Raw genomic sequence first — 21,918 nt, 5'->3', positions numbered from 1 at the left:
AACGAGCCCATGCACGGAATTCTGAGACCAATCCAAGAGACCGCTTGCAAATAACAACTAATATTGTTATTATCCTCTTTCGTTAGATTTAGATAGAGGGCGGCTTTAAGTCAGCCCGCCGGCTCGGGACCACCGCCACGCGCGCGCGCGGTCCACGGGGCCAAAACGGTCGATTGACCCTGCGCAAAGACAATAGTTTTGAAAGACAATAGTTTTGAGAGACGCTTTTAATCGACACATTTATAGGCGTCCCAAGACACCATAGACGTCTCAAGACACGCATCGCTATGATTGCATCGTGAGCGGCTCCGCATGAGGTGCCGCGTGTGTCTCTGCAATTTTAGCGTATCGCTTAGGAATATATGTCGAACCACACAGTTCCAAATGAATCGGACATCGCGCGCTCCTTGCCGAGCCTCATTACGCCAACGTTGAAGTTATTGCGCGAACGCCTCTGGCTGCAAGTGCTCATCGGCATGGTGTTAGGCATTGGCACGGGGGTTCTGCTTGGACCCGGCTTTAATCTGGTCGAGCGGGAGACTGCGGAAACCGTTGGCAATTGGCTGGCCCTGCCGGGACGGCTGTTTTTGGCCTCGATTCAGTTTGTGGTGATTCCTTTGGTCGTCGCCTCAGTGATTAGGGGCATCGCCGCCGGGGAAGGCGGTGGCCAGCTGGGCAAGATCAGCGCTATGACCGTGCTGTTGTTTTTGGGCGGCACGGTGGTCGCCGTGGCCATCGGCCTGACGGCGGCTTTGCTGATCCGCCCGGGCAGTATGATTGATGGCGCGCGCCTGCAAGAAAGCCTGGCGCCAGATACCGCACTGCCCTCAGCGGCGGATATTGACCAAGTCCCCACCGGCCTGCCGCAACTGGCGCAAGTGCCCGATGTCATTGTGGACTTCCTGCCGAGCGACCCGCTCACCACATTGGTCAGTGGTGACATGCTGCAAATTGTGGTGATGGGGCTGATCTTTGGCGTGGCCATGGTGATGACGACCCCGGAGCAGCGGCGTCCGATTTTGGATATTCTGGCCTCGCTGCAAGCGGCATGCATGGCGATTGTCACTGTGGTGTTGCGGTTTGCGCCGCTGGCCGTATTTGGGCTGCTGGCCCAGGTGACCGCCCGTGTCGGCGTGGCCGCGTTGGCCGGGACCGGCGTGTATGTGCTGACCGTGTTCGCTGGACTGCTGGCGTTGCTCTGCGTGTATGTGATCGCAGCCGCGCTGTTTAGCCGCCAAAGTGTGGGCGGCATCGGTGGATTTTTAAGCCATGTCAGAGAGGTTCAACTGCTGGCCCTGTCGACGTCGAGTTCTGCCGCCGTGATGCCCCTGACTCTGTCGGTAACCGAAAACAAACTTAAGGTGCGCTCGGCGATCGCGCGCTTCGTGATCCCCTTAGGGACCACCATCAACATGGGCGGCACAGCCTTGTACCAGGGCGTCGCCGCGTTGTTTCTGGCGCAAGTGTTTGGCGTGGACGTGGGCTTGAGCGGCATGCTTTTGATTGTTGTCACCGCCACCGGAGCCGCCATTGGGTCGCCCGGCACCCCCGGCGTTGGGATTGTGATTCTGGCCTCTATCCTGGTCAGCCTGGGTATTCCCTCGGCCGGCATTGCGCTCATTCTGGGGGTCGACCGGATCTTGGATATGGTGCGCACGGCGGTCAACGTGACCGGAGACATCGCCACCGCCGTCGTGGTCGACCGGCTGGTGCCGCTCACAGCCGACACCGCAGAAGATAAGCCCATAGCATGAGGTCACAGCAACATAACCACATTGCTGCATCTGCGGGTTAACCGGCCATGGACCTGTTTCAAACATTAGGCGGGCTGGCTGGCGGACTTGGCCTGTTCATGCTCGCCATGAAACTGATGACCGACGGTTTAAAGCGCGCCAGCGGCGATGCGTTAAAGGATATTTTAGCCCGCTGGACAGCGACGCCGGTGCGCGGCTTGTGTTCAGGCATTATGATTACGGCGCTTGTGCAATCCTCAAGCGCCGTAACAGTGGCCACCATCGGCTTCGTCAATGCCGGATTGATGACATTGTTTCAGGCCATTGGCGTGGTGTATGGCACCAACATCGGCACCACCATGACCGCATGGCTGGTGGCCGCCCTGGGCTTTAAAATTAAGGTCGAAATTTTTGCCTTGCCGATGATCGGCCTGGGCATCGGCCTATGGTTTCTCAAACAAAACTCACGCTTGGGTGCCATTGGGCAGGCCCTTGGCGGGTTCGGCCTGTTTTTTGTCGGCATCGACATTTTAAGGGAAGCCTTTGAATCCCTGTCTCCCCTGATCGACTTACACGTCGTGTCTCAATATGGCGTGTCAGGCGTTGCTATGATGGTGGGCGCTGGTTTTCTTGTGACGCTGCTCACACAATCTTCCAGTGCCGCGATTGCCATTACGCTGACCGCCGCAACAGGGGGCATTATCGCTTTACCAAGTGCGGCGGCGATGGTCATTGGCGCCAACGTCGGCACCACATCGACCGCCCTGTTTGCCGCCTTGAACGCCACCCCAAATGCCAAACGCGTGGCCACCGCCCATGTTATTTTTAATGCCGTCACAGGGTGCGTGGCGTTGCTGATCTTGCCCGTGCTGCTGTTCCTGATTGCAAAAACTGGCAGCGTCCTGAATTTAGAAGAGTCTCCTGCAATCACCTTGGCGCTGTTTCATACGGTTTTTAACATCCTGGGAGTGGCCTTGATGTGGCCGCTGTTGCGACCTTTGTCCTCCTGGCTGGCGAACCGATTCAAGACAGTCGACGAGATTGAGGGCGCCCCGAAATTTATCGATAAAATGATTGCTGAAACACCAGCGCTCGCGTTCAACGCGCTCCTGCTTGAGGTCAACCGCATCGGCGCATTGTCGCGCCGGATTGGGTCTAAAGCGATCTCAAAAGATAACGACCGTGATCAGGTTATTCATACCACCAAAAGCGCCATTGAAGCGTTAACCTTGGCCGCCGGTGAGTTTGCGGCCGACATTCAGAATGCGGTGTTGACGCCAAAACAATCTGCGACGCTGCCGCAACTTTTGAGACTGTCTCACTATTATGACGAGGCCGCAGAAATCGCGAGCGGGCTGCATTCTATCCACGGACTCACGTTAACCCTCCGCGATCCCGAGTTGCGGAAAGACCTGGAACACTTTCTATCGGCGGTCACCGCCTGGTTTGAGGCTCCGCAGCCGGGTGAGTCAAAGTTTATCCTTGACGTGTTTGAAGAGGGGTTTGGGACCCTGGAAGCCACATACCATCACCTGAAAGACCGCTTGCTCCGGGCCGGTATTGATCAGCATATTGCCATTCGCGATCTGGGGCCTCTGGTGGAGCAATTGAGCACGTTGAACCGCGTGCTGAAACGCATTTTAAAGGCGGGCAAATTGAACCATGCCCTGGCCGTTCAGCTAAACTTAGACGGTATAGAAACACCCACGGCTGTTGAAGCACCGCGCAACGCCGCATAATTGTTATAAATGCGCCCAACCACATTCGTTGGCTGACGTAAAATGAATTAAAACCCGCAGCCTTTTTTCTCATCTGAGTCTATGCGCTTACTCACGGCTTGCCAGGTGTTCTGGCCCTGACCTGGATTCCCCACGGCCACCATGGCGATGACATTGTCGTTTCTCTGGTAATCACAATGGGCCGTGTCAGGCCGTTCCAAAGACAGCGTTTCGACAAAAGGCACGGTGTACGTCCAATCGTTAGACACCATCACATTGATCAGGTCGGTTTTGTTGGCATCAACGTATCGCTCCGTAAGCCGATAACTGAGCAAATCGTTGGGGTCTGTAAAGGAAACAACCTGAATAGGCGTCACGTTTCTAGGTTCTGTAGCCTCTCCTAGCTTTTGCAGCATCCGCGACAATGAGCTCTGAGAGGGGCCCACGGCAGTACTTACGACGGCGTCTGAAAGGTCAAGCAGAGGGATCTGATTGGCCAGTAAAAAAACTTGGCGGATAGTGGACAGCCGCTCGGAAAATTCGGCTTCCTGTCCTGGCGCTGCCGTCAAATCCAATACGGCATCAGCGATGATTTTGCTGCCCAGGCTTTCAGCAACAATGACGCGGGGGGTGTCAGCGGGTTCAGGACCCGAGAGAGTGCATTCGGATGCACCAGTCAAGTTCCCGCCGAGAAAGGAGCAAATACTACTTCTTGTTTCTTCATAGATTTTTGATCTATTCGATCCTGACACGATCACAGCATCTGCGAGACAGTCGTTGAGAAGTTTCTTTTTTAAAACTTCGTTCAGGGGTGCCCTATCGTAGCGAAAGCCAGCCTGAGTGCCGGTCGCATTATCAAACCTTAGCGTGTCTTTCAGATCCCAGGTCAACGGGGACCAGAGATAAAAACTGGCTTCTAAGGTGCCATCAGGAGTCACAATTGATGTCATCCAGGTGACCGCACCGGCGGTGCGGGGTTCGGGTGTAGTGATATCGGTTTTCGCTCGCAGCGCAGCTCTTATTAGTGAGTTGGTAGACATCACCCAGTTCCAGTTATGGCTACACATACCATGGGTCCAGAAGACTTTTGCAGGACGTTGCTTATTAATATGAGAGGCAAATCCCTCAAACTGGACTGCGGGGTTGGTGGGACGCAGCTCGCCCTGTCCCGCGTCAAAATACGGCGTGCTATAGGGCTTAGAGCAAGCGCCCAACAACAAAGCGCCTGCCACGGCTACAACAGTTAGCCCACTTATATTTATCATGGCTCTTCCCCCCATCGCCATTTAATCGTTGGGCAGACCGTAGGCTCAAGCGCGGAGGGCCGCACCTGTCATAACTGTCAGGGTTGGTGGTGGGAGTATTGCCACCCAAAAAAAACGGGGCGCACCGCACCTGCTTAACCGCATGGCGCTTAGTTTCGATTGCCGGAGGTGGCCAAGATCTCCGCGAGAGGCACGCCCGCTTTTAAGCGCTCATTACGGCTTTGCTCTTCTTTGAGGGCGTGTTTGGCGGCCGCGATAACGCTTGAGGCCTGCGCCGCTGGAATCACAACAACCCCATCGGAATCGCCTTTTACATAATCGCCGGGCGCGATGGCAATATCGCCGATCACCAGATCACAGCCGGTTTCTCCCGGCTGGCCTTTGGTCGACCCGCGCAGCGACAACCCCGCCGCAAATACGGGAAAGCCCAAAATACGAATGGCGTCGATGTCTCTGATCATGCCATTGGTGACGCAGCCCGCAATACCCTTAAACTGACTGGCAAAAGTTGCGGTTTCTCCCCAAACGGCCGTGCGGGCGGGGCCACCGCAATCGATCACAATAACGCTGCCGGGTGGTGCCAGATCAACCGCCCGCGTGACCGCTGTGTTATCGCCAAGCGGGCAGCGCACGGTAAATGCCGGACCGGCCATGGCTTGGCCTGGCACCATGCACCCCACACTTGGCGGTAAATCGCACGGGGCTGTGGTGGCCTCTGACAGGGTGGCCGTTGGAATATGTTGAAGCGCGTCGACGATTTCTTGTTCAGTCATGACGGGGTGTCTTATCCACCTGTTATCTTGGGCATCTCATATCGGCACACCTATTTTCGGGCTGAGCTCACGAACCACTTTACGGTGTTATCAAGTTGCGCAAACTTACCAACCCAAATTGACTCGTCGGAAAACCCGGCCTCTATAAACATTTGGCGCGGGTCATTGGTCGCATAGACCGTCCAATAGGGCTCACCGTTGTTTTCTCTGTCCCAGCTGTTGTCAAACTGACCAAAGAGATCGAGTTCGTCGAAGCGCAACGGCACGTCCTGGTGGATGGCGATGCCACCCGGTTTCAACAGACGAAAACTCTCTTTGAACATACCCGCCGTTGAGGTCTGTGACATCTCATGCATTGCATTGTGCGACACCACCAGATCAAAGGACTCGTCCGGGAAGGACGTGGCGGCCGCGTCCATTTGATGAAAATGAACTGTTGCGTTTAAGGCTTCTGCCCGGGCATGGCCATAGCGAAGCAACGCCGCCCCAACATCAAGGGCGTGCACGTCTGCATCTGGAAACGCGAGCGCCCACGGCGTCGATGACGGACCAGATGAACACGCAAAATCGAGAATTTTTGTCGGGCGAAAATCAGGATAGCGCTCTTTGAGAAACCGCATGATGACGTCGGCTTTGCCTTCCCCCGTTCCTATGCCACCTGACATAGAGTAGAGGTTTGTTCCAGCCTCGTGCAACGCCCCCGCCAGCACATCATTGTCGCCGTAATCGGCGGCGAAGCCACCGGGCTGTAGATGAATGTCGACTGTCGCGATGCCTTTTGGAATAGGCAGATCTGGATCGAGAGAGACCGAGCCCTTGGCCTTAGGGTTTTTCTGAACCTGCTTATAGGCGGCCGACAACTGAGCGGCGTTACGATAAATCGGGTCAACCAAAGACTCCCACATCAGTTCCTGCGCACAGCGGTTTAAGGCAGAAAACATTTGATAGCCCGGCTCAGCCCACATGTCAGAGCTGATGTCTTTCACTGACTCTGGCACACGGCCCCGCTGTTTTTGGAGACGAGGCTGGACCACGTTTTCGTAGAGCACACGATTGCCAGGACGCACCTTAAAACGGATGTGCTTTTTAAGCGCGTAGACAAAAAGTTGCCTATGCCGCTCATCGTGCGTGCCCGGAGACAACATCGCGTGTTTAGGATTTCTGACCATTACATCTACCGCCGAGTGACAACTTGAATAACATCTGTCTGATCTAAAGGTATGGCATCAGAAGTTGGCTTGGCAATTGAGGATAGAGACGGGCCAAAAAGAATTTTGGTAAGATCAGTCCCCAAAGCAAGCGGGCCGCACTCATTCCCCCACTCATCAGCAGTTGGAAAGAACACGGCCCGCGTACGAGGCTTAGGTTTTGTTTTGTGTTTAGCTCAGGAAGGTCACCTTGCCGGTGGCCACATCGTGCTTGGCGGCGACCACTTTGACCTTACCCTCATCGACCAGACCTTTGATGACCGGGCTGCGCTCAAGCAGGGCTGCAACCGTCAGTTCGGCATTTTTGGTGGCCACGGCTTCAACATAGGCGGTGTTGCTGGATGACTTCTCGCCGGTCAGCGGTGTGGCCTGAATGGCGGGCTCGATGTTTTCGAGCATGGCGGTGAGGTTGCCAAGTTTCACTTCATCAACCGCACCTTTTACCGCGCCACAGGCGGAGTGTGCCAGGATGACGATGGCTTTTGAGCCCGCAGCGGCGGTGGCAAACTCAAGGCTGCCAATAATGTCAGTGTTGACGAAGTTACCGGCCACACGGGCAGAGAAGATATCGCCAATCTGTTGGTCGAACACCAGTTCTGGCGGCACGCGGGAATCGATGCAACCGACAATAGCCGCGATGGGGTACTGACCGTCAGCGGTGGCTTTGACCTGTGACATGTAATCGCAATTCACGGTCTCGCCCGCAATAAAACGGGCGTTGCCCGCTTTGAGCGCGTTGATCGCATCATCGGGTGACATGGCCTGCTGCATTTCAGCGGTGATGGCCTTACACGCATCCCCATGATGGTCGGCCTTGGCCGCCGTCGCTGCGATGGCGGAGGTCGACACAGCCGCCATCAATGATCCGACGAAGGTCCGCCGATCAACAATCCCCTTAGACATGTATGGTTATCCTTTCGGTATTTAGAACTCGGTAAAAGAACGTTGTGACTGTCGGGATATAACCCCCGGAGTCCGGGTTTCAATGAAAATTCGGCTAAAATCGACGGTTGGGAGCCTGGCGGGGGTCTTACGCGGGGAACTATTGCGGGTAATATGACAAGGAACTATGCAAGAGGCTGATACGAGCTGACCAAACTTCTATTGGTCAAAGCCGCAAAAACCACAGAAAACATAATAAAAGAGCCTGAAAAACAGCCGCTGTGCTGACGCTTTCGCCCTATAAGGATACCCTCATGACATTCACGTCCCGCGCCACGTCCATCGACCCCAGACACTTTGGTCAGTTTTTTATTGGCGGCGCCTGGGTGTCTCCATCGACCGACAAGACGCTCGATATTGTCTCGCCGGTGACCGAGGAGGTGGTGTTTCAGGTCGCCGAGGCCAGGCCCGCCGATGTGGACAAAGCGGTGGCCGCCGCCCGGACCGCTTTTGACGACGGCCCCTGGCCGAGAATGACGCCCCTGGAACGGGCCGACTATCTGAAAGAATTTGCGCGTATTCTGCGCACGCGCGCCGAAGATTTTGCGGTGGCCTGGACCGAAACCACCGGTGTGGTGCGCGGCATGGCGCTGTCATCGCCGGAATATTCCATCGGGGCGTTTGACCGCTCGATTGATCAAGCCTCGAGCTTTGAGTGGATTGAGAAACACCCAACAGGGAACGGCATGGGCTTGCTGGTGCGCGAACCCGTTGGAGTGGTGGCCGCGATTGCGCCATGGAACGCCCCATTAGCGACCATGCTGACAAAAATCGCTCCGGCCTTGATTGCCGGATGCCCGGTGGTGATGAAGCCCGCGCCACAGACCCCCATTGAGGCTTACATTATTGCCGAATGTGCCGAGGCTGCGAAACTGCCGCCCGGCGTGATCAACCTGTTTACGGCAGAGCGCGAGGCCTCTGATCATCTGGTGCGGCATCCGGGCATTGATAAAATCAGCTTCACCGGCAGCCTGGCGACCGGACAGCACATTGCCTCGGTGGGTGGCAAACGTATCGCCCGCGTGACCCTGGAACTGGGCGGCAAGTCGGCGGCGATTGTTCTGGATGACTATGATTTAGAAAAAGCCGCCAAAAGTTTGATGGGTGGCATCTGTGTGCTGAGCGGCCAAAACTGTGCCGGGCTGACCCGGGTGATTGTATCACGCGACCGCCATGATGAACTGGTTCAGCATCTGGTGACCGCCGCGCAAGCGGTGACCATCGGCGACCCCTATGATCCGGACATCAAGCTGGGGCCGCTGACCATGAAAAGCCAGTTGGAAAAAGTCGAAGGCTATATCGCCACCGGCGTTAAAGAAGGCGCGACGTTGGCAACCGGCGGCAAATGCCCCACTGGCATCGACCGCGGTTTTTATATGGAACCCACCGTGTTCGCCAACGTGGACAACGCCATGACCATCGCCCAGGAGGAAATTTTCGGGCCGGTGCTCTGTGTAATTCCCTGTGAGGGTGAAGATGAAAGCGCCCGGGAAGCGGAGGCCATTCGTATTGCCAACGACTCGCCCTTTGGATTGGCAGGGGCTGTGTATACCAACGACACCAATGCGACCTACCGCATTGCCCGGCAGTTGCGCACCGGAACCGTGGGCCAAAGCGCGCCGTCGGCCAGTTTTGCCATCGCCTTTGGCGGCTTCAAGCAATCGGGTCTGGGACGTGAAGGCGGCGTAGAAGGTTTGCTGGCGTATTTAGAACCCAAGACCATTCTGCTGCCCAAAGAACCGGACGGGATTTAGGGAACCCGGCGGGATTTAAGGCGGGCCTTAACACCTCGCATTTTTTTGTGGTCAGGCTACGCCCGTCCCGTCACAGTGAACCCGTCACACTGAAGGAGGCACACCCATGACCTACAGCAACCTGCGCTACTTCGCTGGCGGCATGATCGTAAGCGCGACGCTGATGCTTTCATCGACCGTCTGGACCAAGAACACGCCGCAATCCTTTGAAGAATTTGAACAGCTGGTGGACGCGGCACCGGTGCTGTTAGACCCCGCTTTAGCCGAAGAAACGCGGGCGCTGATGAAACGCTCCATGCTGGCGCATCATCAACAAAACACCGCCGCTTTGATTGCAGACTTGCACGAAGACTACAGCTTCTACAGCGTGTCTGAAGCCGGGCCGGTGGCACTGGCCGAAAGCCGGGCCATTGCGGAAGAGATGACCGCCAACTTGTATCAGAGTGACTACATGAAAAATTATACGGGCGTTAAAAGTCAGCCCATCGCCATTGTTGGCAACATCGGAATCCAGCTGGATGTTGAGGGGTTCGCCTTCGAAGACGGGACAACCGAGATGCACACACTGCTGACGGTGTTGGAACTCAAAGACGGCAAAATTTTGCGCAACTGGGCGTTTAATCCGGAAACAGGTGCAGACGAATAACAGAGCCGATAACAACAGGTGTTGAGCCCATGCCCGTACTGACCCGACGTGCCGCCCTTGTTTTAACCAGCGCAGGACTAACAGCCATGAGCGCACATGCGTCTGCCAGCGCGGCGAGATCAGACAGAATGGTTTCAGAGACGACAATTGCGGACTTCAACGCCTGGATCAGTCTGCGCGGTGGTGAGAACACGCCCGCCTATTGGTATTCAGCAGGATTGATCCGCCCCATTAAAGACGGCGGTAAAGTGGAGTCGCGCATGGTGGGCCTGGAAACCTGGATCACCCCGCCGGAGCTGCGCACCGAGGCATCTGCCGTGTCTTTATCGCGCAAGATCTATTTTTTCCTGGAGGAAGACCGCGATGAAATTGTCGTCGATACCGCCACGGGCGCACCGCGACGACCGAGCATCTTCGTCCATCAGGTGCGCACGTTCACGCTGGTTGACGGAGCCATTGATTATAAAGTGGAAAGCCACGACCTGCGGGGCATTCGCCAGGGCGGCTTCGGCGTGACCATGTCGGTCAACCGGCGCGGCGATCAGGTGCATGTAAATTATGCCTCCTTCCCGCGCCGCCCGGATGAGGCCGGTGAGATGCAGGTGCGCAGCGGCGAGGTCTATGACTACATGGACAATGGGCCGCAACATACGGACGAAGCCGCGCGCTATCAGATGACCTGGGTCGGGACCAACTTAGACGGCAACATCGCCAATCAGCGCGGCTGGCGGTTTGGCGCGTTTGACGACATCCCCAACGCGTGGCTGAAAACTGTGATCCGCGAGCAGGCCCCGCTGTGGATGGAGCCCCCCGCTGACATGGCGGAAATCGAACGCCTACGAAACACCGTGCCCTTCCCTGTGCCAGGGCTGGGGCTCTAAAGCGGTAACCCCTCTAGAAAGCTCAAATAACGAGCTAGCGTAACTACCTCCTGGTTTAAAAAAGGGGAGATGGTTCAACCTGACCTGAGTGTCACAGATTTGAAACGTGACGCGCACTAACGCATGCGTCGGTTATAGCGGGTTTTGCGCCTGTTGCCGGAGTACACATCAGGGAGAGCAAGATGAAAACCAGACTGAAAACCGGGCATATTGCCTGCATGGCGGCTTTGGCCATTACCGGCGAAGCGCTTGTAATCAACGACGCCACCGCCCAAACCCGGACGGGTGGCGCGCGCCAAGCCGTCACCTTGGATGAAATTGTTGTGACCGCACGGAAACGCGATGAATCGTTGCTTGATGTTCCGGTGACCGTAACCGCGCTGACAGCGCTGGATATCGAAGTCAAAGACATCGATGAATTGAATGACATTGTCGATTTTTCGCCGGGCTTTTTCTATGGCGGCGCAACCGTCGGACGCAACGACCGCTCGAACCGGCGGCTGATTATTCGTGGCATGCAAGTCGGGACCGACGTGGATACGCGCCAAGGCGCGACGTTGTTCATTGATGGTGCGCCCGTTCTGGGCAGCGAGCTCGGCAGCACAGAAGACGTTGAGCGCATTGAGGTTGTGAAAGGCCCGCAAAGCGCCTACTTCGGCCGCGCCACATTTGGCGGCGCCATCAACATCATCACCAAGCGCCCCGGGGATACCTTCGCCGGACGGGTCACCGCAGAAGCAGGCCGATTCGGCACAACGGATTTCAGCCTGTCGGCCGAAGGCCCGCTGGTGGAGGATAAATTAGCCATCAGAGTCACCGGCAGCCACTACGGAACGGATGGCCAGTACACCAATGCCACCAACCCCAGTGAAACCCTGGGGGCGCGCGAAACTTTCGATGTTGCAGGGACGCTGTATGCCACGCCAAGCGATAACTTCAGCGCCAAGCTGCGCCTGCATTACTGGCGGGACAGCGACGGCCCAAGTGCCTCTGTTGGCTATGGCTTGAACAACGGGGAAAGCAACTTCAATTGCAATCTTCCGAACTCGAGCCTGCCTGCCCTGAACGGAAACAACAACTGGATTTGCGGTGTGCCGGCACAGCCGACACCGGACCAAATTCAGGCCGATACGGTTGTGACGCCGGCGATCCTGAACAATCTCTTGGCCAACAACACGGTTGATAATCCAACCCTGGCCTTTCTGTTTGATCCGCAATTCATCGACGGCTTCGGCCTTGAGCGGCGGGCGTGGGAAGGCAGCCTGGTGATGGATTACGATTTGGCCAACGGCATGACCCTGTCGTCCATCTCGGCCTACCACTCCAATGAATGGGCGGCGCTGGATGATGCCGACCGGCGCTCGACCGCTGATTTGCCCGGTGAATTCAATGATGTGATGCTGTTCAACAACCGCGACCTGGAAGACTTTAGCCAAGAACTCCGCATCTCTTCAGCCGACGACCAAAGGTTACGCTGGATGGCCGGCGCAAGCTATTTTGACATCAAAGCGCTGGCGACAACCGGTCTCAAACTGACCGGCACCTTCCGCTCCTCCAGCACCGGCGACACCAATCAGGTGCAAACCTGGGGCGTGTTTGGCTCATTGGCCTACGACATCACCGATGCGCTGACCCTCAGTGCCGAAGCCCGGCACCAGTGGGACGAAGTCACGGATGGAAACATTGGCGCCGCCCCTCTGTCTGGCACCTTCAAGAGCTTCACGCCTCGCGTGATTGTGGACTACAAGCCATCGGACACCTCGACGGTTTATGCCAGCTGGGCCCGAGGCAATCGCCCCGGCGAGTTTAACGCAGCCCTGGTGGGGCAACCCCAAGACGTGTTGACTCAGATTGCTGCTCAAATTGGCGCTGACATCAGCATCGATGAAGAAAAACTCGACAACTACGAAATCGGTTACAAAGGGCGGTTTTGGGACGGTCGCGCACAACTTACCGCTGCCGTTTACCTCGCAAAGTGGAGCAACCAACACACGCGCGGCTTAGCAACTGTTGAGCTCGGGGATGGCACCACAACACTGTTTGCCACCACTGGTACCGGCGGCAGAACAGACTTGTGGGGGCTCGAGCTTGAAGGCGCTGTGGCCGCAACAGAGAACCTTTCCCTGGAAGGCACATTCGCCATCAATGATACAAAAATCATTGCCCGCGATTGTGCGGACTGCGGCATCTTGCTCGGCGAACGTGACATTGCCGGTTTGGATAAAAGCCTGTCCCGCTCGCCAAAATACTCCGGCACGGCATCGGCCACCTATCGTGACCAACTGACCAACACCTATGACTGGTTCGTGCGCAGTGACTTTATTTTCACTGGGAGCCAGTGGGCGACGGAAGCCAACATTACAAAAACAGGTGCTGCGCATCGCGTTAATTTACGGGTTGGGGCTGAAAGCGAAACGCTGCGCCTGGAGGTGTTTGCGACAAACCTCTTCGATGACAAAACATTCACCGGGTTCCAACGCTTTACCGACTTGGCCTTTTTGGGCGGGCGGCAAATCCTGACCGCGGCTCTGCCGGAGCGCCGGAGTTGGGGGGTGCGCGCCGCCTATAACTTCTAAGGTTCAGATCACTCTGATTCATAACCAGAGTGACATATTCTAAAACTTTAGCCCCCGTTGGTTGTTCACCAGCGGGGGCTTTTTTACTTAAGCGGGAAGATATGAATACGCCAGCCTTGTGACGCCTAACAGTAGGCAGAGGCAAAACGAGGCGTTAGTGTGGCCGTATAGAAAATCAAACTATACGGAGACGGCATGTCAGGGAACGCTTCAGAAAACTGGGATATCATTTGTGTTGGCGCGGGATCGGCCGGACTGCCATTGGCCATTCGCGCAGCGGAACGGGGCGCTAAAATTCTACAGATCGACGCCGACAAACGCATCGGCGGCACCTTGTATTGGTCCTCGGGCCAAATTGCAGCCGCGGGCAACCGCCTGCAAAAGAACGCCGGCATCGAAGACAGCCCGGACGAGCATTACAACGATGCCCAGCGCGTCGCGCACAACAAAATAGATCCGGTGGTGATGCGCCTGTTTGCGGACAACGCCGCCCACACCATTGATTGGCTGGAAGACATTGGGTTCAAGCCTGCCGCCGGCACACCGGTTGCCGGTGAAGCCCATGAAGCCTACAGCACACGGCGCTATTTGTGGGGCGACAACCAGGGCCTTTCGATTTTGGAAGCCTTACAGCCGGTGCACGAAAAACTGGTGGCGGATGGCAAAATCGATCTCCGCCTTGAACACCGCATGACCGGTCTGGTCACGGATGACAACGGCACGGTAATCGGGGTGAAAGTGGACACCCCACAGGGCGAAGAACTGTTTCATGGCAAAAACATCGTGCTGGCTACCGGTGGATACGCCGCCGGGCCGGAGCTGTGGAATGAACTGAATCCGGAAATTCCCCTATGCTCGCACTGCAATCCATATTCGCGCGGAGACGGTCTGGTGGCCGCCCGGGAATTGAATGCTAAGATCGATGGCAAAGAGAAGTTTCTCTGCACCTTCGCGGGCTACCTGGAAGACCCGGATGATCCGACGTCGGGCGAGTTTCTCACCTTGTCGCCCAAGGCGCGGAACATTTGGGAAATCTTTGTCAACACAAATGGCAAGCGCTTCATGAAAGAAGACCATCAGAGCATTGATTACCGTGAACGCGCGCTGCTGAAACAGCCGGGCATGCGGATGAATATCGTGATGGATTCGGCCATCTTGCAGAACGCGGCCTCTATTACGCTTATGGATCCGGCCACCTACCGCGCGAAATTTGGCACTCATCCTAGCTTTGTCAAAGCCGACACCATTGAAGGCTTGGCGAAAGCGTTAGAGGTTCCCGCTGATGCCTTGCAGCAAACGATTGATGCGTACAACGCGGCGGTTGACGCCAAACATGATCCAGAATTTGATAAATTTTTCCTGATCCGCAAAATCGAGAAAGCGCCCTTTTATGGCATCAAAGGCATGGGCATTACCGTCCTTGGCCCCGAAGGCGTGGCCGTGGATGATCACCTGCGGGTTCTCAACACCAGCGGTGCGGCCATCCCCAATCTGTATGCGGCGGGCGAAGTGCTGGGCTTTGCCCGCACCTCTGGTGATGCCTTTGTGGGAGGTCTATCGCTCACCCCCGCGCTGGCCTTCGGTAAGATTCTCGGCGAGCGCATTTTGAACTGGTAAGGCCCAGTAGTACCATGGCTGACCCGTCTTCAAACGCCTTTGACGCCAAAACATCGGCCCGCGTTGATCGCATTTATCAAAACCCGGACATTGTCGCCCAGCGTGTCTTTGTCCGGCAGCACCTGACCCTGAAACCGGGCGAGCGGGTGATGGATGTTGGGGCTGGTCCGGGTCTGCTGGCCCTGGAAATGGCAACCGAGGTCGGGCCGGAGGGCCAGGTCATTGCCTTGGATCCAAGCGAGTCCATGCGCGCCATCGCCGAACACCGCTGCCGCAACTGCCCCTGGGTGAGTGTCGTCGATGGCGATGCCATTGCCTTGCCGGCACAAGACGCAAGTTTAGAGGCACTGGTGGCGACTCAGGTCTACGAATATGTGCCCGACATGGCCAAGGCCCTGAGCGAAGCCTATCGCGTGCTCAAACCCGGCGGTCGTCTGCTCGCCTTGGACACGGATTGGAACAGCGCGGTTTTGAACACTGCCGATCCCGCCCGCATGTCGGACATGCTTGCGGCGTGGCGATCGCATTTTGTGCATCCGGATTTGCCCGGGCGATTCCCCAAACTCTGCCGCAGCGCAGGGTTTGATCTGGCCTTTAGCGGCGGCACGGCGGTGGTAAACACCACGATGAGCAAAGAGACTTTTGCCGGTGACGTGCTGTACACCATGCCAAAATTCGCCGAGCAACGTGGTGCCCTGCCGCCGGAGACCTGCGCCGCCTGGTTACAAGAACTGAAAGACCTGGATACCAGTGGTGACTTTTTCTTTAGCGTCACGCGCTTTGTCTGTGTCGCCATCAAACCGGCCTGACCCCGTTATTTTGAACCGGTCTCCCTTGAACATCGGCTTTAGGTCTGCTTGGCTGTAGGCTCTACGTTCTGTCTGACTTAAGGATGCCCCTTATGCGCGCCGTGTTCCCGGTTTCTATTTTTGCCGCCCTGTCTGTGCTGGCAACATTATGTCTGACCACCGCCGCCGACGCACAGGCCGTGCGCCAAACCAAGGTGCCGTGGGACGATAAGTTCCGGCAGTTGGACGAAATCTGGCCAACGGCAAACAGCTATCGTACCGCGTCAGGTGCACCGGGCCACGCCTACTGGCAGCAACGGGCCGACTACGTCATCAAAGTCGCGTTGGACGAAAAGAAGCGCGCCCTGACCGGGGCTGCGACCATTACCTACAGCAACAACGCGCCCGACACCTTGCGCTACCTGTGGCTGAACATGGACCAGAACCGTTTTGCCGCCGACTCTAAATACGTCGCGCAGCGCCGATCGGACGGCGACAACAAAGAATCTTACGGCACGCTTCGTGGCTCTTATGGCCATCGCGATGGCGACTTCGGATTTAAGGTAAAACGCATCGTCGACGGGGCCGGACAAAACCTGTCCTACACGCTGGTGGATACGCTGATGCGCATCGACTTGCCGACACCATTACAGCCTGGGGAGCGCACGACCTTCACCATTGACTGGTCACACAACATTATCGAGGCTGAGGCGTATAGAGGCCGGGGCGGATACGAACACTTCGAGGATGACGGCAATGACATCTTTCAGATCGCGCAATGGTATCCGCGCCTGGCAGTGTATTCCGATAACGAAGGCTGGCACCAACAAAGTTTTCTCGGCAACAGCGAGTTTACGGTTCAGTTCGGTGACTTTGATGTTGAGATCACAGTGCCCGCCGACCATGTGGTTGCCAGCACTGGTGTGTTGCAAAATCCCGGCGAGGTCCTGAGCGAAACACAAAAAGCGCGCCTTGAAGACGCCGCCACCGCCAAAGAGCCGGTGATGATCGTCAACGCGCAGGAAGCCATTCGGGCCGAGGACGGCAGCAGCCAGACCACAAAAACCTGGCGCTTTATGGCGGACAATGTGCGTGACTTTGCCTGGGCGTCGTCGCGCAAATTTCAATGGGATGCCCAAGGCTATAAGACCCGCGATGGCCGCACCGTGATGGCGATGTCCTATTACCCGAAAGAGGCCAATCCGCTGTGGGGGCTGTATTCCACCGCGGCGCAGATTCACTCCATGGATGTCTTTGGCGACAAAGTCTTCCCTTACCCCTACCCGGTTATGAGTTCGGTCAATGGTCAGGTCGGCGGTATGGAATATCCCATGCTGGCGTTTAACGGCCCGCGTCCGGTGAAAGACAAAAAGACCGGCGAGATTACCTACTCCCGCGCCACCAAGAACGCCTTGATCTCGGTTGTGATTCACGAAGCGGGACATAACTGGTTCCCGATGATTGTGAACTCGGACGAGCGCCATTGGACTTGGATGGATGAAGGCTTGAACACCTATATCCAGTTTCTGGCGGAACAACTGTGGGAAGAGGGGTATCCATCGCGGCGCGGCGAGCCCCGCGACATTGTTGATTTTATGAAAAGCCAGAACCAGGTCCCGATCATGACCGACGGGGAATCGCTTAAAAACGTGGGTGCCAATGCCTATGCCAAACCGGCGACCGCCTTAAATATTCTGCGCGAAACGATTTTGGGGCGGGAGCTGTTCGATTTTGCCTTTGCCGAATATGCGCGGCGCTGGAAATTCAAACACCCCAGTCCGGCAGATTTTTTCCGCACTATAGAAGATGCCTCAGGTGTTGATCTGGATTGGTTCTGGCATGGCTGGTTTTACACCACCGATCATGTCGACATTGCCATCGACAAGGTGACCCCTTACCGCATCGACACCAAAGACCCGGATGTGGAACTGCCGTGGAAGCGTGAGCAAGCAGCACAAGAGCCGATCTCTCTGACCCGCCAGCGCAATACAGACCTGCCCAAGATGGTCGATGACAATAAACGTCTGAAGGATCTGTATAGTAAGGAAGACCGCTTCACCGTCACCAACGCGGATCGCAACACATACAACGCCACCGTTGGGAAGCTCGAAGACTGGGAGAAAGACCTACTAAACAGCGACGACTACTTCACCATGATCGACTTCAAGAATTTAGGCGGTCTGGTGATGCCGGTGATTCTGGAAGTCACCTATGACAACGGTAAAAGCGAAGAGGTCCGTATTCCGGCTGAGGTGTGGCGCCACGATCCGAAAAAGTTTTCCAAACTGCTGATCACGGATCGTAAGGTAGACAGCATCACCCTTGATCCATTCTGGGAGACTGCTGATGTGGACCTAAACAACAATTACTGGCCGCGCCGGGAAGTGGAATCACGCCTGGAATTGTTTAAGCGGGAACGCCGCCAGGGCCGCAACCTGATGAAAGACCTGAACGTCGACCTAAAGTCCAACGATAAGGAAGAGATGAACTAAGACGCGCGTGTCCTTTATGAAACAGGTTTTGGGTATTTAAGAACATGAGTCTTCGCTCACGACCTATCAACCGCCGTGCCTGTATTAGTGGCGGGATGGCCGTGATGATGGCCGCACCAGCCTCTTGGGCCGACGGCGCCCATGCCGCGTTTACGGTGATTGAGCACAATGCGCGGGCCGGGACCTGGGAAGTGATTCATCGGATGATGGCGCTGGATTTAGAGATCGCCCTGACCGCCCGCACGGCCCAAGTGGTTAAGCTGGAAGACATGGCCGAGAACGAGGCGCTGATTGAGTCCTATCTCAGCGATTACTTCTCCTTATCTTCCTCTGATGGTGAACCGCTGCCGCTGATCTGGGTCGGTGCTGCCGCACAGGTGGATATGGTGCTAACCTATCAAGAGACAGCATCCCCGGAAATTTTAAACGACTTGGTGATCAACAATCAGATTTTGACGGATGCCCATCCGACGCAGGTCAACACCGTCAACATCAGCTATGACGGGCGTATCCAAACCCGCATTTTTACCCAAAACGATGGGCCACAGAGGATCACGCTAGATTAACCGTAAAAAAAGGCGGCGCAAAAAAGAAGGGCTGCTCTTTCAAGCAGCCCTTTAGAGGGTAACGCGAATTTAGGGAAAACTTAGACGTCCATTTAGAAATCCATGCCGCCCATATCTGGCATCGGCGCTGAGTCTTTCTTTTCAGGTTTATCAGCCACCATGGCTTCGGTGGTAATGAGCAATCCAGCCACAGACGCTGCATCTTGCAAGGCCGTGCGTACAACTTTGGTTGGGTCAATGATGCCTGATTTAACCAAGTTGCCGTAGCTGCTGGTTTGCGCATCAAAACCGTAGTCCGTGTCTTTCTGATCGAGCAGTTTGCCGGCAACAACCGCGCCGTCCACACCGGCGTTATCAGAAATTTGCCGGACCGGAGCCTGCAGGGCACGGCGCACGATATCCACACCAACCTTCTGGTCGTCGTTTTCGACTTTAAGGTTTTTCAGAGCGTGTATGGCATAGAGCAATGCTGTCCCGCCGCCAGGCACCACGCCTTCTTCCACCGCAGCCCGCGTGGCATGGAGGGCATCGTCAACACGGTCCTTCTTCTCTTTCACTTCGACTTCGGTTGCACCGCCAACGCGGATGACGGCAACACCACCGGCCAACTTGGCGAGACGCTCCTGGAGTTTCTCGCGATCATAGTCTGAGGTCGTGTCTTCGATCTGACGGCGGATCTGCTCGCAACGGCCATTGATGTCGGCTTTCTTACCAGAGCCATCAACAATGGTGGTTTCGTCTTTGGTGATAGAGACATGTTTTGCGCTGCCAAGCATGTCGAGAGTAACGTTTTCGAGCTTGATACCAACGTCTTCGGAAACCACCTGGCCTTTGGTCAGCACAGCGATGTCTTCCAGCATGGCCTTACGGCGGTCGCCAAAACCAGGCGCTTTAACCGCAGCAACTTTGAGGCCACCCCGGAGGCGGTTGACCACCAAGGTCGCCAACGCTTCGCCTTCGATATCCTCGGCGATGATCAGCAACGGGCGGCTCGACTGCACCACAGCTTCCAGAACCGGCAGCATGGGCTGCAGGTTGGAGAGTTTCTTCTCATGAATCAGGATGTAGGGATCATCCAGTTCGGCAACCATCTTTTCGGAGTTGGTGACGAAGTAGGGCGACGTATACCCACGATCGAACTGCATCCCTTCGACGACATCCAATTCAGTCTCAAGACCTTTGGCTTCTTCAACGGTAATCACGCCTTCATTGCCAACCTTATCCATGGCTTTGGCAATAATCTGGCCAATCTCTTTCTCGCCGTTGGCGGAAATGGTGCCAACCTGGGCGATTTCTTCGTTGGTCTTGACCTTCTTAGAACGCTTTTGCACATCGGCAACGACGGCTGCGGTTGCGAGATCAATACCGCGCTTCAAGTCCATGGGGTTCAAACCGGCCGCAACGGCTTTGGCGCCTTCACGGACGATAGACTGGGCCAATACGGTGGCTGTGGTTGTGCCGTCACCCGCCAAGTCGTTGGTCTTGGACGCAACTTCCTTGATCATCTGCGCGCCCATATTTTCGAACTTGTCTTTCAGCTCGATATCCTTGGCGACCGTCACGCCGTCTTTGGTGATGCGCGGCGCGCCAAACGACTTATCAAGAACAACATTGCGGCCTTTTGGTCCGAGGGTAACCTTGACCGCGTCGGCCAGAATATCAACGCCCTTGAGCAAGCGGGCGCGGGCGTCGGTTGAAAATTTTACTTCTTTTGCCATGTCAAATTACTCCTTCACCTTAAGCTGCCTTGCGAGTCACCGATGACTTGGCTTCAATCACACCAAGTACGTCAGACTCCTTGATGATCAGCAGCTCGTCTCCTTCAATTTTAACCTCTGTGCCGGCGTACTTACCGATCAAAACGAGGTCGCCAACTTTAACGTCTGGCGCAATGACGGAGCCGTCGTCGGCGCGGGCCCCAGGGCCGACCGCGATGATTTCAGCTTCCAACGGTTTTTCTTTGGCCGTATCCGGGATGATGATGCCGCCAGCAGAGCGTTCGTCACTGTTTAGGCGACGCGCCAGCACGCGGTCATGAAGGGGGCGGAATTTGGTCTTCATAGTCTGTCATTCCTCTTCTTAAGCAAATGACCAATGGTTAGGATTAAGGCGGCCTCCATAGAGGACAGCCACAAGCGATTTAGGAAAAAAATGAGGCGCTGCAAGGGGTTTGGCCGAAATTTTTTTGACGGCGCAAAACGGTGTTAGCAAACCCAGCAGATGGCTGCCAAGCCATTGATTATAAACGGTTATTGATTTTAAGGCACGAAGTCTGGCACGATTCCAATGTTGTGGTGTTCACCAGATTGGAGACTGTTTTTATGACGGCATTAGAACAACAGTTGCAGGGCTATCGGCTGACCACGGCGCAAATTCTTTACCACCTGCCGGACCACCCCAAGCTGCTGCAAGAGTTTCTTTGGCAACATCTGGATATGGCCCCGAAGTTCCCCGTGCTGAGAAAATTTCTCGATTTTTGGACACAAAACCTGGACGGCGCGCTCCACTCTGTCACCGTCGCTCAGAAGGAGATTATCAAGCCGGCAGAGTTTAAAGCTGTGGGCGGTCGCATTCACCTGCACTAGCGCTCACGGGCCTCTTTACTCAGGTCGCACGGACCTGGGACTAAAATTAAGCTTCGACCGTCACGCCTTTCCAGAAGGCGACGTGGTCTTTGATGTTTGCCGCTGCCTCTTTGGGCTCAGAGTAATACCAGGCGGCGTTCTCGTTGCGCTGACCATCAACAACCACGTGATAATATTTGGCTGTGCCTTTCCAGGGACAGCCGGACGTATGATCGCTGGGTTCAAAATGCGCTGAGGTCAGCGCATCTGGTGGGAAGTAAATATTGCCTTCGACCGTTTCAAAGGTTTCAGTGTCGGCAATGACTTGGTCTTTCCAAAGTGCGCGTGGCATATCCATTTTCCTTTCTCTTCTGTGCGCGAGCGTTAACGCCTAG

The 21,918-nt window shown here is 55.9% G+C and carries 18 protein-coding genes; 11 read left to right on the top strand and 7 right to left on the bottom strand.

The genetic code is table 11. The features are described 5' to 3' along the window. Nucleotides 1-362: 362 nt before the first annotated feature. Together RIC29_05100 and RIC29_05095 are read left to right on the top strand one after the other, a co-directional pair. Nucleotides 363-1,754, top strand: coding sequence for a dicarboxylate/amino acid:cation symporter (locus tag RIC29_05100; GenBank protein MEQ8734280.1), 1,392 nt, complete (start codon nucleotides 363-365; stop codon nucleotides 1,752-1,754). Nucleotides 1,755-1,801: 47 nt separating this feature from the next. Further along, the gene (locus tag RIC29_05095) at nucleotides 1,802-3,472 is read left to right on the top strand and encodes a Na/Pi symporter (GenBank protein MEQ8734279.1); all 1,671 of its coding nucleotides are present in this window, start codon (nucleotides 1,802-1,804) and stop codon (nucleotides 3,470-3,472) included. 47 nt (nucleotides 3,473-3,519) lie between these two features. Here RIC29_05095 and RIC29_05090 read toward each other — a convergent pair whose 3' ends face one another. The 4 genes from RIC29_05090 to RIC29_05075 all read right to left on the bottom strand — a co-directional run bounded on the left by RIC29_05090 (nucleotide 3,520) and on the right by RIC29_05075 (nucleotide 7,600). Beyond that, nucleotides 3,520-4,716, bottom strand: coding sequence for a hypothetical protein (locus RIC29_05090; protein MEQ8734278.1), 1,197 nt, complete (start codon nucleotides 4,714-4,716; stop codon nucleotides 3,520-3,522). A 149-nt stretch (nucleotides 4,717-4,865) separates the two neighbouring features. After that, nucleotides 4,866-5,489: an RraA family protein gene (locus RIC29_05085; GenBank protein ID MEQ8734277.1), complete on the bottom strand. Its 624-nt coding sequence runs from the start codon at nucleotides 5,487-5,489 to the stop codon at nucleotides 4,866-4,868. A 50-nt stretch (nucleotides 5,490-5,539) separates the two neighbouring features. Next, nucleotides 5,540-6,658 carry a class I SAM-dependent methyltransferase gene (locus RIC29_05080; protein ID MEQ8734276.1) on the bottom strand — a complete coding sequence of 373 codons (1,119 nt, stop codon included), beginning with the start codon at nucleotides 6,656-6,658 and terminating at the stop codon, nucleotides 5,540-5,542. A gap of 210 nt (nucleotides 6,659-6,868) precedes the next feature. Continuing rightward, nucleotides 6,869-7,600 carry a carbonic anhydrase family protein gene (locus tag RIC29_05075; GenBank protein ID MEQ8734275.1) on the bottom strand — a complete coding sequence of 244 codons (732 nt, stop codon included), beginning with the start codon at nucleotides 7,598-7,600 and terminating at the stop codon, nucleotides 6,869-6,871. A gap of 293 nt (nucleotides 7,601-7,893) precedes the next feature. Between RIC29_05075 and RIC29_05070 the strand changes: the two genes are divergently transcribed. From RIC29_05070 to RIC29_05035, 8 genes are all read left to right on the top strand, one after another. Then, entirely contained in the window at nucleotides 7,894-9,393 is a 1,500-nt protein-coding gene (locus RIC29_05070) for an aldehyde dehydrogenase (GenBank protein MEQ8734274.1), read from the top strand. A 106-nt stretch (nucleotides 9,394-9,499) separates the two neighbouring features. After that, on the top strand, nucleotides 9,500-10,039 hold the full coding sequence (locus tag RIC29_05065; GenBank protein ID MEQ8734273.1) for a hypothetical protein: 540 nt from the start codon (nucleotides 9,500-9,502) through the stop codon (nucleotides 10,037-10,039). A gap of 29 nt (nucleotides 10,040-10,068) precedes the next feature. Beyond that, on the top strand, nucleotides 10,069-10,920 hold the full coding sequence (locus RIC29_05060; protein ID MEQ8734272.1) for a hypothetical protein: 852 nt from the start codon (nucleotides 10,069-10,071) through the stop codon (nucleotides 10,918-10,920). Nucleotides 10,921-11,102: 182 nt separating this feature from the next. Beyond that, on the top strand, nucleotides 11,103-13,496 hold the full coding sequence (locus RIC29_05055) for a TonB-dependent receptor (protein ID MEQ8734271.1): 2,394 nt from the start codon (nucleotides 11,103-11,105) through the stop codon (nucleotides 13,494-13,496). 195 nt (nucleotides 13,497-13,691) lie between these two features. Further along, nucleotides 13,692-15,113 (top strand): FAD-dependent oxidoreductase, encoded by a 1,422-nt coding sequence (locus RIC29_05050; GenBank protein MEQ8734270.1) that lies wholly within the window; start codon nucleotides 13,692-13,694, stop codon nucleotides 15,111-15,113. 14 nt (nucleotides 15,114-15,127) lie between these two features. Next, the gene (locus tag RIC29_05045; GenBank protein MEQ8734269.1) at nucleotides 15,128-15,922 is read left to right on the top strand and encodes a methyltransferase domain-containing protein; all 795 of its coding nucleotides are present in this window, start codon (nucleotides 15,128-15,130) and stop codon (nucleotides 15,920-15,922) included. A 92-nt stretch (nucleotides 15,923-16,014) separates the two neighbouring features. Further along, the gene (locus tag RIC29_05040) at nucleotides 16,015-18,393 is read left to right on the top strand and encodes a M1 family metallopeptidase (GenBank protein MEQ8734268.1); all 2,379 of its coding nucleotides are present in this window, start codon (nucleotides 16,015-16,017) and stop codon (nucleotides 18,391-18,393) included. 44 nt (nucleotides 18,394-18,437) lie between these two features. Further along, complete coding sequence (locus RIC29_05035; GenBank protein MEQ8734267.1) at nucleotides 18,438-18,959, top strand: hypothetical protein; 522 nt, start codon at nucleotides 18,438-18,440, stop codon at nucleotides 18,957-18,959. Nucleotides 18,960-19,051: 92 nt separating this feature from the next. Here the strand turns inward: RIC29_05035 and groL are convergent, their stop codons facing one another. After that, nucleotides 19,052-20,677, bottom strand: coding sequence for a chaperonin GroEL (gene groL / locus RIC29_05030; GenBank protein ID MEQ8734266.1), 1,626 nt, complete (start codon nucleotides 20,675-20,677; stop codon nucleotides 19,052-19,054). Between the two features lie 19 nt (nucleotides 20,678-20,696). After that, nucleotides 20,697-21,020 (bottom strand): co-chaperone GroES, encoded by a 324-nt coding sequence (locus tag RIC29_05025; GenBank protein ID MEQ8734265.1) that lies wholly within the window; start codon nucleotides 21,018-21,020, stop codon nucleotides 20,697-20,699. A 260-nt stretch (nucleotides 21,021-21,280) separates the two neighbouring features. Here RIC29_05025 and RIC29_05020 point away from each other — a divergent pair, with 260 nt between their 5' ends. Further along, complete coding sequence (locus RIC29_05020; GenBank protein MEQ8734264.1) at nucleotides 21,281-21,544, top strand: usg protein; 264 nt, start codon at nucleotides 21,281-21,283, stop codon at nucleotides 21,542-21,544. Between the two features lie 46 nt (nucleotides 21,545-21,590). Here the strand turns inward: RIC29_05020 and RIC29_05015 are convergent, their stop codons facing one another. After that, nucleotides 21,591-21,875, bottom strand: coding sequence for a DUF427 domain-containing protein (locus RIC29_05015; GenBank protein ID MEQ8734263.1), 285 nt, complete (start codon nucleotides 21,873-21,875; stop codon nucleotides 21,591-21,593). Between the last annotated feature and the right edge of the window lie 43 nt (nucleotides 21,876-21,918).

The sequence above is a fragment of the Rhodospirillaceae bacterium genome, from assembly GCA_040219235.1.
Lineage (GTDB): Bacteria > Pseudomonadota > Alphaproteobacteria > Rhodospirillales > Rhodospirillaceae > WLXB01.
The sequence above is the reverse complement of the archived record's forward strand: the minus strand, read 5'-3'. Positions and strand labels throughout refer to the sequence as shown.

Bases quoted from the DNA above. Each gene is read 5' to 3' on its own strand.
- RIC29_05020 (MEQ8734264.1), top strand. From the start codon at position 21,281: ATGACGGCATTAGAACAACAGTTGCAGGGCTATCGGCTGACCACGGCG.
- RIC29_05035 (MEQ8734267.1), top strand. From the start codon at position 18,438: ATGAGTCTTCGCTCACGACCTATCAACCGCCGTGCCTGTATTAGTGGC.
- RIC29_05090 (MEQ8734278.1), bottom strand. From the start codon at position 4,716: ATGATAAATATAAGTGGGCTAACTGTTGTAGCCGTGGCAGGCGCTTTG.
- RIC29_05025 (MEQ8734265.1), bottom strand. From the start codon at position 21,020: ATGAAGACCAAATTCCGCCCCCTTCATGACCGCGTGCTGGCGCGTCGC.
- RIC29_05045 (MEQ8734269.1), top strand. From the start codon at position 15,128: ATGGCTGACCCGTCTTCAAACGCCTTTGACGCCAAAACATCGGCCCGC.
- RIC29_05060 (MEQ8734272.1), top strand. From the start codon at position 10,069: ATGCCCGTACTGACCCGACGTGCCGCCCTTGTTTTAACCAGCGCAGGA.
- groL (MEQ8734266.1), bottom strand. From the start codon at position 20,677: ATGGCAAAAGAAGTAAAATTTTCAACCGACGCCCGCGCCCGCTTGCTC.
- RIC29_05040 (MEQ8734268.1), top strand. From the start codon at position 16,015: ATGCGCGCCGTGTTCCCGGTTTCTATTTTTGCCGCCCTGTCTGTGCTG.
- RIC29_05015 (MEQ8734263.1), bottom strand. From the start codon at position 21,875: ATGCCACGCGCACTTTGGAAAGACCAAGTCATTGCCGACACTGAAACC.
- RIC29_05065 (MEQ8734273.1), top strand. From the start codon at position 9,500: ATGACCTACAGCAACCTGCGCTACTTCGCTGGCGGCATGATCGTAAGC.
- RIC29_05055 (MEQ8734271.1), top strand. From the start codon at position 11,103: ATGAAAACCAGACTGAAAACCGGGCATATTGCCTGCATGGCGGCTTTG.
- RIC29_05085 (MEQ8734277.1), bottom strand. From the start codon at position 5,489: ATGACTGAACAAGAAATCGTCGACGCGCTTCAACATATTCCAACGGCC.
- RIC29_05100 (MEQ8734280.1), top strand. From the start codon at position 363: ATGTCGAACCACACAGTTCCAAATGAATCGGACATCGCGCGCTCCTTG.
- RIC29_05095 (MEQ8734279.1), top strand. From the start codon at position 1,802: ATGGACCTGTTTCAAACATTAGGCGGGCTGGCTGGCGGACTTGGCCTG.
- RIC29_05070 (MEQ8734274.1), top strand. From the start codon at position 7,894: ATGACATTCACGTCCCGCGCCACGTCCATCGACCCCAGACACTTTGGT.
- RIC29_05080 (MEQ8734276.1), bottom strand. From the start codon at position 6,658: ATGGTCAGAAATCCTAAACACGCGATGTTGTCTCCGGGCACGCACGAT.
- RIC29_05050 (MEQ8734270.1), top strand. From the start codon at position 13,692: ATGTCAGGGAACGCTTCAGAAAACTGGGATATCATTTGTGTTGGCGCG.
- RIC29_05075 (MEQ8734275.1), bottom strand. From the start codon at position 7,600: ATGTCTAAGGGGATTGTTGATCGGCGGACCTTCGTCGGATCATTGATG.